Genomic DNA, 15344 nt, shown 5'->3' on the forward strand with positions numbered 1-15344 from the left:
TGTCTCTATACAAACAAATAAATGGATATTATCATGAAAGAAGCAAAGAACATAGGAGTATATGGATATGAAAAAGAAGAAAATAATTAAGTATATGATAGGCATTATAATGATTTGCGCCGTTTATGTGGGATTTTTACAATATAACATTTATAAGCATGGGCATATGAACGCGACCTACGATGCGGATTATATAGTTGTATTAGGCTCGAAAGTAAATGGGACGAAACCGTCGTACTCATTGCAATATCGTATTGATAAAGCAGCTGAGTATTTACAATCACATGAGAAAACAATTGCTATAGTATCTGGAGGGAAAGGAAAAGGAGAAGATATTTCAGAAGCATTAGCAATGAAAAATGGACTAATGAAACTAAAAATTGCAGAAGACCGCATTATAATGGAAGATAAGTCAACGAGTACAGATGAGAATATTAAATTCTCAAAACCGTTAATTCCAGACAATATGAAAAAAGGAATGATCGTAACAAACGATTTCCATATGTTTAGAGCGAAAAAAATAGCAGCAAAACAAGGTTTACAATTAGAAGGTCTTTCGGCCGAAACACCGAAGCGAATTGTCATTCCATCGAATATACGAGAGTATTTAGCTATTACGCAATATTGGTTTATGAATCGAATATAGAAAAAGTAATCCCATCTGGAAGTCCAGTCGGGATTATTTTTGATGAAAATCTTACAAATATGTCATGTTCATGAAAGGTAAAGTGATAGTTTCTAGAACCGATTCCTGACATAATGAAGATAACAAAAACTATTTAGAGGTGAATCGGATGAAAGGAAATAATATATTATCTTCACTATGTTACTTTAGTATCTTTTTTGCACCATTTTTACTGCCAATTATCGTCTACTTCGTTGCGGAGGATGAAGTGAAATACCACGCGAAAAAAGCATTTTGGTCACATATTTTCCCGTATGCGGTTTTATTTGGTGGATTAGCAGTATCCGGCATATATGGTTTAAGCTTCAATCAATCTGATGGTGCTGGAATTGGAATGATGATCACATATGCAGTATTCATTCTTGTAGGGATTTATTACTTCATTTGGAATATCGTAAAAGGTATTAAAGTTTTGAAAACAACGTAATAAGACAAGAAATAATTTGATGTAAACCTGTCGGTATTTGTTGATAAGTCGATATATTTGAAAAATCGTTGATATAATGCAAGGAATCGTCGATATAATTTCATTTACCGTACTAATAGACGTTTTAAAAAAGAGCAATTCAAAAAGAATTGCTCTTTTTGTGCTTATAAGTTGTGAATATTGAAAAAGATATGTTAGTTTTTCATTATGAAGAGAAAAAAGGAGTGTTTTTCATGAATGAGATCATACATAAAATGGAGCAACACGTTTCAGTTCGTAAATATAAAGAAGAATCAATTCCGAAAGATGTAGTAGAAAGAATGGTGCAAGCTGCGCAGCATGCTGCTTCCTCGCATTTTGTACAGGCGTATTCTGTTATATATGTAACAGATCAAGACCTAAAGGTTAAACTAGCAGAGCTATCCGGAAATCGTCACGTGAAAGACTGCGCAGCATTCTTTGTTTGTTGTGCAGATTTAAAACGACTTGAAATGGCGTGTGAACAGCATGGTACAGAGATTAAGCATGAAGGAGTAGAAGACTTTATCGTTGCGACGGTAGATGCTTCACTGTTCGCGCAAAACTTAGCGTTAGCAGCAGAATCGTTAGGATACGGTATTTGTTATATTGGTGGTATTCGTAATAACCCGAGAGAAGTAAGTGAATTGCTTCATTTACCAGATAAAGTATATCCTATATTCGGAATGACAGTTGGTGTACCAGATGAAAATCATGGAGTGAAACCACGTTTACCAGTAGCAGCAATTCTTCATGAAAATGGGTATGATGAAAAGAAATATGATGAATTATTAAACGAATACGATGAAACGATGAGCTCGTATTACAAAGAAAGATCAGCAAACAAGAAAAACGTGACATGGACGGAATCAATGAGTTCGTTTATGGCTAAAGAAAAAAGAATGCATATGAAAGACTTTTTAAGTGAAAAAGGATTTAATAAGAAATGAGAAAAAAGGCAGACCTGCATGCAGGTCTGCCTTTTTTGGAGGAGAAAAATGAAGCAAGCTTTAATCGTTTTATCTTGAAAAACTTACTTATAATAAATGCAAACTTTCAATAAGAAGATACATACCCGTACAACTCAAAAGGATGTACGTAAATATTTTAAAAATCCGTTGATTAAGCCATTTGAAAATAATTTGACCTATATACAAACCTAGAAATACGATTGGAATAGCATATAAACTGGATTCCCAAATTGTTTTGTTTGTCCCAGTGAAGAGTATTTGAGTTAGTAGGCTAATGAAATATATAAATAGATAAAAAGCCAATGTAGTTGCTCGTAACTTCTCCTTTTTCGTATCAGTTCCTGTAAAATAAAGTAACAGTGGAGGTCCTGGCATACCGATACTTGTCGTTAAAAGACCAGATAGTCCGCCAACTATGAAATCTCTAGATTTTGTTGATTGAATCTTAAAGTTGCATATTAGCATCAACGTTAATAGTAAGAGAAGGATGCTAATTGCTAATTTAAATGTGTTGATGTTAATGGAAGTGAAAATGATAATACCAAAAGGAACACCAATTATACTTCCGAAAATTAATCTTTTCAGTAGAATAAAATCAATGTCCATTCTTATTTTCCAGATGAGTGATATAGAAATAATTAATGATAAAATGATATTTATTTGTATAGCTTCTTGTGGTAGAAATAGCATGAGTAAGAAAGGTGTTGCCATAATAGAAAAGCCAAAACCTGTACTTGTTTGTAAAATAGAAGCTACTAATATAATACATATGAAAGTGAATATAATCTCCAAAATAGTCCTCCTACATAATCAGATCCAATACATATTTTAACATAAAGTGAAACTTTAATCAGTGGGGCTTACTGTCCTTTAAAACGGGAAAAAAGCGGCAAAATAGCCGCTTTTTATGTTGAAGTTAATATTCCAATGATGAACCGGTAGCTTTAAAATATTTTTCTCGTGAAGGTGTCATTACCCGGATTGCTAATAAACAGGAAAGGAAAAGAATGAGTAATGAGCTACTGATTACAGTGATTTGAACGGAAAGAAATTGTGCGGATGCCCCAATTGCTAAAATGAAAAAGATTTGGATGAAATTTTTTATGGAATCAAATACGCTATCAATACGTCCCATCATATGTACAGGGATGTTATTTTGATAAAATGTTATAAAGCCAGTACCAGCAAATGATGAAGAAATGCCAAGTAAAATGAAACCACTCGCTGCAACTATAAATGAATTTGAAAAGGCGAAAATTACATAGCCTATTGCTGTGAAAATCATACCTAATCCGATACAATGTTGAATTGGTAATCGTTTAGCAAAGAGAGAAACAAGAAATGAACCGAAAACGTAAGCAGCACCAGTTATACTAACAAGCATGCTATATTCTATATTGGATAAAAACAGTACTTGTCTTGTGAAAACAACTTCTTGTGAATCGAGTGCCATAGAAACAAGCATAGTGGCTTGGAATAAAACGAATATGAGAATAATGTAAGTTTCAGTTCGAGCGAATGAAAAAACTTGTTTCCAATCACTTCGTAATGTTTGTACGAAAGTATTTGCAACTTCTTCGTTTTGCTTTGTTTGTAATGTAATGTTTGGCAAGAAATAAATGAGAATAGTAGAAAGTAGAAAAGAAAGTGAGTTGCAGTAAATCACAAAGGATGCTGAGTACGTGGTGAGAAGTATTCCAGCAAGAGCTGGACCGATAATGAAAGCCCCGTTTGTAAATAAGCTATTCCAAGCGTTAAATTGAGCGCGTTCTTCAGCTCGTATGAGCATCGTTTTATAAGTGAATGAAGCTGGATCGAAAAATGATGTAGCGATGCGAGTTAAAAAGATAAAAATATAAATGGCCCAAATAGAATCAAATAGTGGAATACAGCCAATAAGAGCTGCCCGAATTATATCTGTGATGAGCATAATGGACCGTTTGTTTAATCGATCTACTATGCTACCAGACCATATTTTTGTAACAACGGTCGCAATTGGACCAACAATCCATAATCCTGCTACAGCAGCAGGGGAGTTTGTGCTATTTAACACCATTACGTTTAGGGCGATGAGATACATAAAATCACCTAAACGAGAAATTCCTGTTCCTGACAATAATAATAATTTATTTTTCATGAGCAGCTGGACCTTTCTTTCATTGTTTTTTAATTTTGCAGGAAATAGCGTATTCCTCTTCGGAGTTTGATTGACGAGCGGTTTTGTTTTCCCAGCGTAATAAAACTTGTGAAACTTCCCAAGTAAGCTGTTGTAATTCCTCTGGAGTTAAAAATAAATGAGATACAATATGACTACCTGTATTCGTTCCTTCTGTGCCGCTTTCTTCAATATAGAAATGAGCAGATTTTGCCTTGTAATATTTTTCAATAATTCCTCGTTTTTCTTTCGTGTCTACTAATTCAAGTACCCCTCCATCATATAAAATTTGAACGTGATAATGTACGCTACCAGCAGATTTATTTAGTTTAGTAGCTACTTGTTTTGCTGTGAGTGCCTCGTCTTTTAAAAGGTGAAGAATTTGAATGCGAGTTGCATTAGAAATGAGCTTCTGCTGCTCAGCTGAAATAGTAAGTCTATCGTCAAACATTATGATATCTCCTTTCTTATGATCTAAATTTATTGTACATTCTAAAAAATTAGAACGTAAGGGAAATAAATCGCCTTTTTCCTTTATATTTCGACATAAATAAAAATAGCATGTACATAAACATGCTATTAAGTGTTAGTAGATTCTTCACTCAGTTTCCCGCGATAAAACAGGTAAAGCCATATAAAACTAACAAAAATACAGCATAGAGCTAATAGGCTACCAATAATTTGCGGAGAAAGAATTTCTAAAAGCGCTCCTGTAAAAAACATGGATAACTGAATAAGTGATCCGTAAATGGAATAATGGAATGAAAAAACTTTACCCATCTTTTATATCAGTAAAAAATGCTTTTTTCTTGTTACAAGTATCATGAGAAGGGACATTCATAGTATAAATAAAATAGGCTGAAATAAAGTATGACAGGCTATTTACTAAAAAAGCGAACTCAATATGTAAAGATTGTGCAATTATCCCGCCCAAAGAAGCACCCATAATAGACATAAAACCATTAATTGTACTAGAAAGAGAGTTAGCAGTTACGAAATGATTTTGGTGTACGATATTTTTTAAGGTTGCTTGTTTAGCTGGTTCAAATAAACAAGAAAGTACGGATAAACATATATTAGAAATGAAAATAATCTCAATTTTATATAGTGCAAATAAGTAAGTGAGGACGATCATGCCTCGTAAAAAATCGGTAAAAATCAGAATCTTCTTTTTAGAAAAACGATCTACAACTCCGCCTATAAAGGGGCTAAGAAGTAGCTGTGGTAAACCTTTACTTATAAAAGTGAGTGCAATTATAAATGGAGATTCCGTTATGCTATAGACGAATGTTACTAAAGCTACAGTATGAAACCAATCTCCAAGTACACTTAACGTTTGCCCGTAAAATAGTTTATTGAAGTTTTTATTTGTTTTTAGAAGTGTGGAATAAGAAACTGACATAAAATTTAATCTTTATGTAATGATGATGCTTGAACTTGTTTTTTCCACTCGCTTAAATACACTTTCTCCGCTGTAGGAAGTCCAACAGGTAATTGTGCGATCAATTCTAAACTATTTCCGTCAGGATCGTTAAAGTATACAGCGGCATGTGCTAATTCTGGAAAAACAATCGGTTCAATTGGTTCCATTCCAAAATCTTTTCTTGCTGAAATTCCTTTTTGATTTAGCCAATGAATCGCATTTTCTAAATCATGTAAGCTTACTTGAAAGGCGATGTGCCGTAAAGAGGGATGATAATTAACTTTGTATTCTGTTCCTTCCCAAAGACCAAGCCAACTTTCGTTTTCTTTAATCCAAAAGAAAGCAATATCATCTCCTCTTTTATATAATTTCAGTCCAAGTGATTCATAAAAAGATATTGATATCTCTAAGTTACTGACAGGTAAGTGTGCTTCGTAAAGACCTTTAATCATTGTAATCCTCCTTAGTAAAACATTTCTTATTTCATAGTAAACGTTTTTTTATTAGTTGAAATCACAAAAAAGAGGGATATCACTTCATACGAAAGTATGAAAAAACAGCTCAAATATGAGCTGTTTTCGTATAGTTTTTCGTTCATTTGTTAAGGATAGGATATATTAGTATCCGTATCCGCCGCCACCCCAGCAGCTACATCCGATGATGATTAGAAGGATGAATAGTACGATAAGCAAAGCAAATCCACCGCCGAAACCAGAGCAACTTCCACCATAGCTCATATGTTTTCCTCCTTTTGAGTAAGTTAATCTATATAATTCATGGACTACTATATACAGTATGTTTTTTGTATGGAAAAGGAGCCAGTCTCTTTTGTAATTAGACAAAGGCCTGTATGGTTATTTTGATTGTATATTGTGCTAGGGGTATGTGAAGAAATCGTTATATATTTTGCGATTTGTTCATAAAAAAATATAAAAATTGTAAAAAAAACCATTTTTATATTTTTTTATGAGAGGATTTGTACTATAATTTTACAAGTAATATTATGGGAAAAGGGAGTTTTAGTAAAGAGATGGAGATGGGAAAATTACACAATAAAATAGAAAACAAAAAGAAAGAGCTAATCCAGCTTGTTGCTAGACACGGATTGGATCATGATAAAGTTTTGTTATTTAGCCGAGATTTAGATATACTTATTAATAAGTTTATGAATGTAAAAGATAAAGTACACAAATAAATAATTTGTATTTTTTTATATTAAGATATTTTGTGAAAAAGGAGAGGAAAGTATTTGGAACATTTACAAGAAGAGATGTATAAACAAATAAAAGAAGAAAAAGGTATTGTTACAATTTTTTTAAAGAGTGGCGTTAGAATAGTAGGAGAAATTGTTGCGATAGACAAATTTACCGTTTTAATGTTAGTTGATGGAAAACAACAGCTTATATACAAGCAGGCTATATCAACGATAATGAAATAAGACACTCATATTGAGTGTCTTTTCATTATCGTTTGCAAGCTTCCACGTCAATGCCGGCAGCGAGTAATTTCTTTTCTCCATCCTGTTCAATCATTTTTTGTAATTTAGATAGGAAAGAATCAAAGTTTGTATGCTTTGCTACTTGGAATGTCATTTTATGCTCAATTGGTAGCCACGTATCAATATCAGCTTCGTTATGCTGAATTTTCACCTCAAGCTTATCAAGTGCGTTAGCTACTTTTGCTTCGTACGTTTCTTTCGCTTCAAACTCCATCCATAAATCATATAATTCCTCACCGAGAGAACCTTTTAATGTTCGTTTAATATTTAAAATGGCTTCTTGCTCATTTATTTGTTTTTGTAATTGTAATTCATGACTATTCATTGTATCAAAAGCAGGAATATCACCAGCTTCAGCTTCGACTAGGTCGTGAATAATAACCATTTTAAGTAATTTTTCAATATTTACTTTTTGATCTAAATAAGGCTCAACTAAAATGGCCATTAGAGACATGCGCCACGTATGTTCAGCAACGCTTTCTTGACGCCCGTTAGAAAGCCAGCTATGTCGCATTTCGTATTTTAATTTTTCTGCTAGTGCAATGACTTGTAAAATGTTATGTTCCATCGTGATCCTCCTCATATTTCCATACTATAATTCTAATATGGAAATGAAATGTGTCAATTTTATGAGTATATTGCGATAAACAGATGATAAGCGTATAATACTTATTATATGTGAAAACGCATTATTAAAATAAAAAAATGTTTTATAAAAATGAAAAGGAAAGGGCAGGAATATGGGAGACGAAAATCAAGGATTTGCTAGACCACAAAGAAGAAAAAGGAAGTTTGACATTTCTAGCCCAGTCGGCATTATAGTAGGTTTTGCTATAGTGATAGCGGCAATTATGATTGGCGGCGGCGGAATAAAAGCTTTTAAAAACTTTTTAGATGTTTCATCTATTTTAATTGTCATAGGGGGAACTACAGCGACAATTGTTGTGGCATATCGATTTGGAGAAATAAAAAAATATACGAAAAGCATTTTTACTGTTTTACATAGAAAAGAAGAAAATTTAGAACAGTTAACGGATTTATTTGTTGATTTTTCTAAAAAGTCTAAAAAACACGGCCTACTTTCTTTAGAAGTTGATGGAGAGCAAGTAGACAATCCTTTTATTCAAAAAGGAATTCGATTAATGTTAAGTGGTTACGATGAAGATGAATTAAAAGAAGTGTTAATGAAAGATGTTGAAACGGAAGTGTATGAGTTAAGAAAAGGGGCAGCATTATTAGATAAAATTGGCGATTTCGCTCCAGCTTGGGGCATGATAGGGACTTTAATCGGTCTTATCATTATGCTTCAAAACTTGCAAGACACATCGCAAATTGGTACAGGGATGGCAGTTGCGATGTTAACGACATTGTATGGGTCAGTACTTGCAAATATGATTGCAATCCCTCTTGCTGAAAAGGTGTATCGTGGTATTGAAGATTTATATACAGAGAAGAAGTTTGTTATTGAAGCGATTTCAGAATTATATCGCGGTCAAATTCCTTCTAAATTAAAGTTGAAACTCGATACATATGTATACGAAACAAAGGTAAAAAAAGTAAAACGAGCAGCCTAATATTTCAAGGAGTGGTATGGTTATGATGAAACGACCGCAAAAGGGATCGCCTCGTTGGATGACGACTTTTACAGATTTAACGATGTTATTATTAACTTTCTTTGTATTACTAGTTGCTACATCAAAGCAGGATGCAGTAAAATTGTCAAAGATGCTTGAAAAGTTTAGTGACGTGGAGCAAGTAGATGCGAAAGTAATGGAAAATACAATACCAGATATTTCGCATGAAAAAAATGATGAAAAAATGGTCTCGAAAAAAAGAATGGATGAATTATATAAGAAATTAAAAGCATATGTAGATAATAACGGTATTAGTCAAGTGAATGTATATCGTGAGGATACAGGGGTAAGCGTCGTTATAGTAGATAATTTAATATTTGATACGGGTGACGCAAATGTTAAACTGGAAGCGAAAGAGATAATAAGTCAATTAGTTGGATTTTTCCAATCAGTACCAAATCCGATTGTTGTTGAAGGGCATACAGATAGTAGACCGATTCATAACGACAAATTCCCTTCTAATTGGGAGTTATCTTCAGCAAGGGCAGCTAATATGATTCATCACTTAATTGAAGTGTATAATGTGGATGATAAAAGGTTAGCTGCGGTAGGATATGCAGATACCAAGCCAGTTGTACCAAATGATTCACCGCAAAATTGGGAGAAAAACCGTCGCGTTGTCATTTACATAAAAGAATAGTATATTATCATTTTAATAATAAAATAATGAAAATACGAAAATTCTTTTAAAAAAATATTAAATTTTATCATTTTATTTTGTATAATGAGTGAGAATGATAAGGTGAAATATTAAGATATATTTATACATAGAAGGAGAGAATTAAAAAGAATGGCACATAAAATTTTAGTTGTAGACGATGCGATGTTTATGCGAACGATGATTAAAAACTTATTAAAAAGTAATTCTGAATTTGAAATTATTGGTGAAGCAGAGAATGGAGTAGAAGCAATTCAGAAGTTTAAAGAACTTCAACCGGATATTGTAACATTAGATATTACTATGCCAGAAATGGACGGACTTGAAGCATTAAAAGAAATTATTAAAATTGATTCAAGTGCAAAAGTTGTTATTTGTTCCGCAATGGGGCAACAAGGTATGGTATTAGATGCAATTAAGGGTGGAGCAAAAGACTTTATTGTAAAGCCGTTCCAAGCGGATCGAGTAATTGAAGCTTTAACAAAAGTAGCAAACAGCTAATATAGAAGGGGTGCCACAAGGAATCTAAACATTGATAGCGGATATGCGTGTGGCCCCCTTTTTTCTTGCTTTAAAACACTAAATTGTTATACATAAATGAAATGTTTGTTAGACAGGTAGGGGATGAAAATGCAAACAGATCTATTAAATATATTTTTTGAGGAATCAGAAGAACATTTACAATCGCTAAATGAAAATGTGCTAACTTTAGAACAAAATCCCACTGATATGGATGTTGTGGGAGAAATATTCCGCTCAGCCCATACATTTAAAGGTATGTCAGCGAGTATGGAATTTACGGAAATGGCGGATTTAACGCATAAAATGGAAAACGTTTTAGATGAAATTCGTCATGGGAATATAGTTGTAAATGCAGAGATTATTGATGTGATTTTTGAGTGCATTGATAATTTAGAGAAGATGGTTGCAGATGTGCAACAAGGCGGAATGGGCAATATTGATGTAATTACAACTAAGCAGAAATTAGAAGCATTATTGAATGGCAATGTAGAAACTCCTGCGGAATATATTGAGCAAGAACCTATAAATAATGATGATGCAGTTTCGCATGAAGTGCATATAACTGTTGAGCAACATGCTATTTTAAAAGCAGTACGTGCAATTATGTGTATTGAAGCACTGCAAAATGTAGGTAATGTACAAAAAACAGTTCCAAGTATTGAAGAAATTGAAGCAGATGCTTTCGGTTTTGAGTTCACAGTATTTATGGATACTGATCAAAGTGAAGAAGAATTAAAACAAGTAGTGCTTCATGTTTCTGAAATTGAGAAAGTAGAAGTGAAGCAAGGACATACATTAAAAGAAGTAGTCTCGAAAGAATTGGGTATACAAGAAGCTATGCAGGAAGGTTTACAAGCGGCTACTCATGTGGAATCAACTAAAGAAGTATCGAAGCAATCTGCTAATGCTACACCTGCTAAAAGCGCTGCAAAAACGAAAAATGGTAAAGTGGAAAATCGTTCCATACGTGTACAATTAGAAAAAATTGAAAGATTAATGAACATGTTTGAAGAAAGTGTAATTGAGCGTGGTCGTATAGATGAATTGGCACAAGCAATTCAAAACAAGGAATTAATTGAGCATTTAAATCGATTAGGTGATATTTCAAAAGATATTCAAAATGTACTATTAAATATGCGTATGGTACCGATAGAGACTGTTTTCAATCGTTTCCCGCGTATGGTACGTATGTTAGCGAAAGATTTAGGAAAGAAAATCGATTTACAAATTACAGGTGAAGACACCGAAGTTGATAAAATTGTTATTGATGAAATCGGTGATCCACTCGTCCATTTAATTCGTAATGCAATTGATCATGGGGTTGAAACTGTTGAACAACGTCGTGATGCAGGAAAAAATGAGACAGGTACGATTAAATTAGAAGCGTTCCATAGTGGAAATCATGTCGTTATTCAAATTACGGATGATGGAAATGGAATTCATAAAGGGAAAGTATTAGAAAAAGCGATTAAAAATGGTGTTGTAACAGAATCTGAGGCAAATAAATTAACGGACCGTGAAGTATTTGATTTGATTTTCCAACCAGGATTTAGTACAGCTGAAGTTGTATCAGACCTTTCTGGGCGTGGCGTTGGATTAGATGTAGTGAAACATACGATCCATAGTTTAGGTGGACACTTAATTATTGATTCTGAAGAAGGGAAAGGTAGTACATTTAGAATTGAACTGCCATTAACGTTGTCCATTATTCAATCTATGCTTGTTCAAACAAATGATAAACGTTATGCTTTCCCTCTTGGCAATATTGTTGAAGCAATTCGGATTAAAAAAGAAGACATCCAATCCTTACAAGGAAAAGATGTGTTAAATTACCGTAATCAAATTATTGAAGTGAAGCATTTAAGTACTGTATTTGGTGAGAAAACAGTAGATGAGGCGTTTGCGTCATATGATGGTCAAATGGTTCCTGTGTTAATTGTTCGTAATACACATCGCAGCTATGGACTTATTGTAAACACAATTATCGGTCAAAGAGAAATAGTCTTAAAGTCATTAGGTGACTTCTTTGCAGAGAGTTCTAATTATTTCTCTGGTGCGACAATTCTCGGTGATGGACGAGTGGTCCTCATTTTAAACCCAGAAGGTTTATAATAGGAATGAAGGAAAGCTCCCCACTTGTATACAATTGGGGAGCTTTTTGGTTAATCGTTACTAATCTAAAAATGGGAATAAATACATATTAACGTTTTATATAATAAGTTTGTTAAAATAAAATGAGAGTTTATATCATTTGATAGAAAAACAGAAATGAGGAGGCAGAGAAAATGCCTGAGCAACACACAAAAGGGGATACGAGCACAATTGTGCTAGAAAAAGAAAATGAGCATTTAACGCCTCAAGAATGTGATATTCTTGGCGAAATTGCAAATATATCATTTGGTTCAGCTTCGACTGTATTATCAACAATCTTAAATAGGCAAGTAAGTATTACTGCTCCTCGCATAGAATTGGTAGATTTATATGATTCAAGCGACGTCGAAGTTCCACACGTTGTATTAAACATTCATTTTACAAAAGGATTAGATATGGAAAACCTTCTTGTCCTTAAGCAAGATGTTGCATTATCCATTGCTGATTTAATGATGATGGGAACAGGTGAAGTGGAAGACGGAAAAGAACTTGGTGAATTAGAGCTAAGTGCTGTACAAGAAGCGATGAATCAAATGATGGGGTTCGCAGCTACATCTATGTCAGAATTCTTTCAAGATACAGTAGATATGTCTCCGCCGACAATTAAAGTTGTAAAGTTATCAGAAGAAATGGAGAAAATTTCTGAGATTGATGGGAATCAAACGATTGTTAAAGTATCGTTTGATTTAAAGATAGATAATCTTGTAAACTCTAAACTTGTGCAAATTGTTTCAGTTGAACATGCGAAACGAATGGTAAATAAATTAATGCAATTATCTGGTGGAGTAGAAGAAAAAGATGAGCCAGCAGAAGTAGTGGAAACTGAGATTGTAGAAGAACAAGTTGAAAAAGAGCATTTAACACAAGAAGAGAAAGATGTCCTTGGTGAAATTGCAAATATTTCAATTGGTTCAGCTTCAACAGTATTGTCAACACTATTAAATCAGCCAGTTACAATTAGTACGCCCAATGTAGAATCAATCAATGTTCGTCATTATGACGGAGTACCAGTCCCGTTTGTTATTTTAAATGTTGATTTTGTTGAAGGGCTAAAGAATGAGAATGTATTCGTATTTACGAAAGATGTCGCTTTAACAATGGTAGATTTAATGATGATGGGAACAGGGGAAGTTGATCCAGAGAAGGAGCTTAGTGAATTAGAACTGAGTGGTATTAAAGAAATCATGAACCAAATGATGGGACATGCTGCGACAGCGATGTCAGAAATGTTTCAAGAAAAAATGGACATGACACCACCAAATGTTAAATTCGTAACGTTAAAAGAAGAAATGGAATATTTGGGAGAGTCAATGAAAGTGGACGAACTCGTCCAAATTACGTTCAACCTTGAAATTGGCGACCTGCTTCAATCGAAAATGTATCAAATTTTACCGATTTCAGAAGCGAAAGAAATGGTAAGAAGACTTCTATATCCAATGGTGGAAGAGGAAGAAGAGATTGTTACGGAAGAAATTGAAGAAGAAAAAATTGTAGAACCTGTTGTGCAAACTATTGAATTTAAAGAAGTAAAACAAATGGAACCAGTATACATGGACACATCCATCTTACAAAATGTAGAAATGAATGTGAAATTTGTATTTGGAAGCACAGTGAAAACAATTCAAGATATTTTAAGTTTACAAGAGAATGAAGCGGTTGTACTAGATGAGGATATTGACGAGCCAATTCGTATTTATGTAAATGATGTATTGGTGGCGTATGGTGAACTTGTAAATGTAGATGGATTTTTCGGAGTAAAAGTGACGAAATCGCTATAAGTCGTTGAAATAGGAGTTTGAGCTAGTAGATGAAAAACGTAAAGTTTTTTCTAATGAGCTGGATATTCATAAATGTGTGTCTGTTCTTCCCTCTGCAAAGTCAGGCGGAAGAACAAATTGAGCCAGATCAAAAACTAAATGAAATGAATGTACAAGAAGAAAACAAAGAAGTTCAAGAGCAGCCAGAGCAAGTGGAAGTGAATCAAGGTAAAGAGGAACAACAAGAAGTAGCAAATGAACAAGAAATCGAAAAAATGATAGAAACGGATCAAGGGGTTATTACAGTAAATAAGCCAGAATTAAAAGTTGGCGAAGAAGTGCGGGTTATTGTAGAGCCGAAAGAGCAAAATGTTCAAAGTATAAAAGGTATTTTGCGCTTGCCAAAAAACGGCGATCAGTATGAACAAGAAAGAGTGCTATCGTTTAAGTATGAAGAGGAAACGAAGCGATGGATTGCTAACTACAAGGTCGAGACTTTTGATTTGCAAGGTGATTGGAATCTTCAGCTCATTCAAAGTTCTAAAGAAACTGAGAAAGAAGAGCTTATAGAAAATGAAGTGAAAGTCCCATTTATTCGTATAAATAATGACACGCCAACAATAGATAAAGAGCTACCGAAGTTGCATAAAGTTACTGTTGACGAGGCGAAAGAGAAGCTAATTGAACGGAAACAAGGCGGTTCTATACGTGTGCGAGTGAAGGCGACAGACGTAGAATCAGTTGTGAAAGAAGTTCGTGTTACATTAAAAGGGAAAGAAAATAAAGAGATTACATTTTTATTAGATTACAATAAGCGCGACATGGATTGGCAAAAAGTATTTGAAATAACGGATGCGTTGCCAATCGGGACGTACGAAATACTTGTAGAGATAGTGGATGCGGCCGGTAATAAACTGGTTGAGGAAAGTGAGTATATCGTTTCTATTTTGGAGCAAAAACCAGAAGATGATAAAAAGATAGAAGAACGAGAGAATGAAGATAAATTAGAAGATAAGGAAGAACCTGAGAAAGAACCAGAGAAAGAACCAGAGAAGCAGGAAGACTCAAAAATAGAGATTCCGCTCCTGGAAGAAAAACCGCCAGTTGTTCAAATTCCGAAGCAAGAAGAGAAAATAAACGATTTTATAAAAGAGCCGCTGAAAGAGAAAGAAGGAATTACTTACTTTATAAAAGAGCCGTTGGGAAATCATAAGGAAGTAAGTGATGGAAAGGCTCAAAAAGAGAACAAAAGTAGAAATGACAATGGAGTCGTTTCGAAAAAGAAAGAACAAATAGAAGAACCGCAAAAGAAAAAAGAAGACAGTAGCGAACAAGGAGTACAAGCTTCTAATGTGTTTGCTATTATGTCAGGTTTATTCGTACTATTTTTAGTTTTAAAGAGTAATAAAGAATGGGGCTAATTATTTCATAGTAGTGGAGGCGCT

Annotated in this window: 17 protein-coding genes and 1 pseudogene; 11 read left to right on the plus strand and 7 right to left on the minus strand. The window is 33.9% G+C overall.

From position 1 onward, the window contains the following. Window positions 1–67: 67 nt before the first annotated feature. The 3 genes from ACSG5Z_RS00595 to nfsA all read left to right on the plus strand — a co-directional run bounded on the left by ACSG5Z_RS00595 (window position 68) and on the right by nfsA (window position 2080). A complete protein-coding gene (locus ACSG5Z_RS00595; protein ID WP_435710394.1) occupies window positions 68–646 on the plus strand; it encodes a YdcF family protein in 579 nt (192 codons plus the stop codon). 148 nt (window positions 647–794) lie between these two features. Then, window positions 795–1112 carry a magnetosome magnetite crystal formation protein family gene (locus ACSG5Z_RS00600; protein ID WP_087985595.1) on the plus strand — a complete coding sequence of 106 codons (318 nt, stop codon included), beginning with the start codon at window positions 795–797 and terminating at the stop codon, window positions 1110–1112. 233 nt (window positions 1113–1345) lie between these two features. Continuing rightward, window positions 1346–2080 (plus strand): oxygen-insensitive NADPH nitroreductase, encoded by a 735-nt coding sequence (gene nfsA / locus ACSG5Z_RS00605; protein WP_435710395.1) that lies wholly within the window; start codon window positions 1346–1348, stop codon window positions 2078–2080. A gap of 87 nt (window positions 2081–2167) precedes the next feature. On the opposite strand, the gene ACSG5Z_RS00610 is transcribed toward nfsA, so the two are convergent. The 6 genes and pseudogenes from ACSG5Z_RS00610 to ACSG5Z_RS00635 form a co-directional block, all read right to left on the minus strand. Continuing rightward, entirely contained in the window at window positions 2168–2893 is a 726-nt protein-coding gene (locus ACSG5Z_RS00610) for a sulfite exporter TauE/SafE family protein (protein ID WP_087985597.1), read from the minus strand. A gap of 124 nt (window positions 2894–3017) precedes the next feature. Continuing rightward, window positions 3018–4238: an MFS transporter gene (locus tag ACSG5Z_RS00615; protein WP_435710396.1), complete on the minus strand. Its 1221-nt coding sequence runs from the start codon at window positions 4236–4238 to the stop codon at window positions 3018–3020. A gap of 19 nt (window positions 4239–4257) precedes the next feature. Continuing rightward, entirely contained in the window at window positions 4258–4707 is a 450-nt protein-coding gene (locus ACSG5Z_RS00620; protein ID WP_435710397.1) for an ArsR/SmtB family transcription factor, read from the minus strand. A gap of 324 nt (window positions 4708–5031) precedes the next feature. Beyond that, a pseudogene (locus ACSG5Z_RS00625) lies at window positions 5032–5658 on the minus strand (MFS transporter); the annotation flags it as partial. 5 nt (window positions 5659–5663) lie between these two features. Further along, a complete protein-coding gene (locus ACSG5Z_RS00630; protein WP_000589719.1) occupies window positions 5664–6131 on the minus strand; it encodes a VOC family protein in 468 nt (155 codons plus the stop codon). Between the two features lie 165 nt (window positions 6132–6296). Beyond that, window positions 6297–6416, minus strand: coding sequence for a YjcZ family sporulation protein (locus tag ACSG5Z_RS00635; RefSeq protein WP_000120183.1), 120 nt, complete (start codon window positions 6414–6416; stop codon window positions 6297–6299). A gap of 239 nt (window positions 6417–6655) precedes the next feature. On the opposite strand from ACSG5Z_RS00635, the gene ACSG5Z_RS00640 reads away from it, so the two are divergent. Both ACSG5Z_RS00640 and hfq read left to right on the plus strand, forming a co-directional pair. Then, complete coding sequence (locus tag ACSG5Z_RS00640; protein WP_002096752.1) at window positions 6656–6874, plus strand: aspartyl-phosphate phosphatase Spo0E family protein; 219 nt, start codon at window positions 6656–6658, stop codon at window positions 6872–6874. Between the two features lie 54 nt (window positions 6875–6928). Next, a complete protein-coding gene (hfq, locus tag ACSG5Z_RS00645; RefSeq protein ID WP_435710398.1) occupies window positions 6929–7117 on the plus strand; it encodes an RNA chaperone Hfq in 189 nt (62 codons plus the stop codon). 25 nt (window positions 7118–7142) lie between these two features. Here hfq and ACSG5Z_RS00650 read toward each other — a convergent pair whose 3' ends face one another. After that, window positions 7143–7745, minus strand: a complete 603-nt coding sequence (locus ACSG5Z_RS00650; RefSeq protein WP_064476552.1) for an HD domain-containing protein — start codon at window positions 7743–7745, stop codon at window positions 7143–7145. Between the two features lie 172 nt (window positions 7746–7917). Here ACSG5Z_RS00650 and ACSG5Z_RS00655 point away from each other — a divergent pair, with 172 nt between their 5' ends. From ACSG5Z_RS00655 to ACSG5Z_RS00680, 6 genes are all read left to right on the plus strand, one after another. After that, on the plus strand, window positions 7918–8751 hold the full coding sequence (locus ACSG5Z_RS00655) for a flagellar motor protein MotP (protein WP_098230168.1): 834 nt from the start codon (window positions 7918–7920) through the stop codon (window positions 8749–8751). A gap of 22 nt (window positions 8752–8773) precedes the next feature. Then, on the plus strand, window positions 8774–9451 hold the full coding sequence (locus ACSG5Z_RS00660; protein WP_353836253.1) for an OmpA family protein: 678 nt from the start codon (window positions 8774–8776) through the stop codon (window positions 9449–9451). A 150-nt stretch (window positions 9452–9601) separates the two neighbouring features. After that, window positions 9602–9970: a response regulator gene (locus ACSG5Z_RS00665; protein WP_000940570.1), complete on the plus strand. Its 369-nt coding sequence runs from the start codon at window positions 9602–9604 to the stop codon at window positions 9968–9970. A gap of 129 nt (window positions 9971–10099) precedes the next feature. Further along, window positions 10100–12103, plus strand: a complete 2004-nt coding sequence (locus ACSG5Z_RS00670; protein ID WP_435710399.1) for a chemotaxis protein CheW — start codon at window positions 10100–10102, stop codon at window positions 12101–12103. A 173-nt stretch (window positions 12104–12276) separates the two neighbouring features. Continuing rightward, on the plus strand, window positions 12277–13920 hold the full coding sequence (locus ACSG5Z_RS00675) for a flagellar motor switch protein (protein WP_199695478.1): 1644 nt from the start codon (window positions 12277–12279) through the stop codon (window positions 13918–13920). Between the two features lie 29 nt (window positions 13921–13949). Next, window positions 13950–15320 carry a transglycosylase gene (locus ACSG5Z_RS00680; protein WP_435710400.1) on the plus strand — a complete coding sequence of 457 codons (1371 nt, stop codon included), beginning with the start codon at window positions 13950–13952 and terminating at the stop codon, window positions 15318–15320. Window positions 15321–15344: the final 24 nt, after the last annotated feature.

The organism is Bacillus pretiosus, from assembly GCF_051294775.1.
In the GTDB taxonomy this organism is placed as follows: Bacteria; Bacillota; Bacilli; order Bacillales; family Bacillaceae_G; genus Bacillus_A; species Bacillus_A wiedmannii.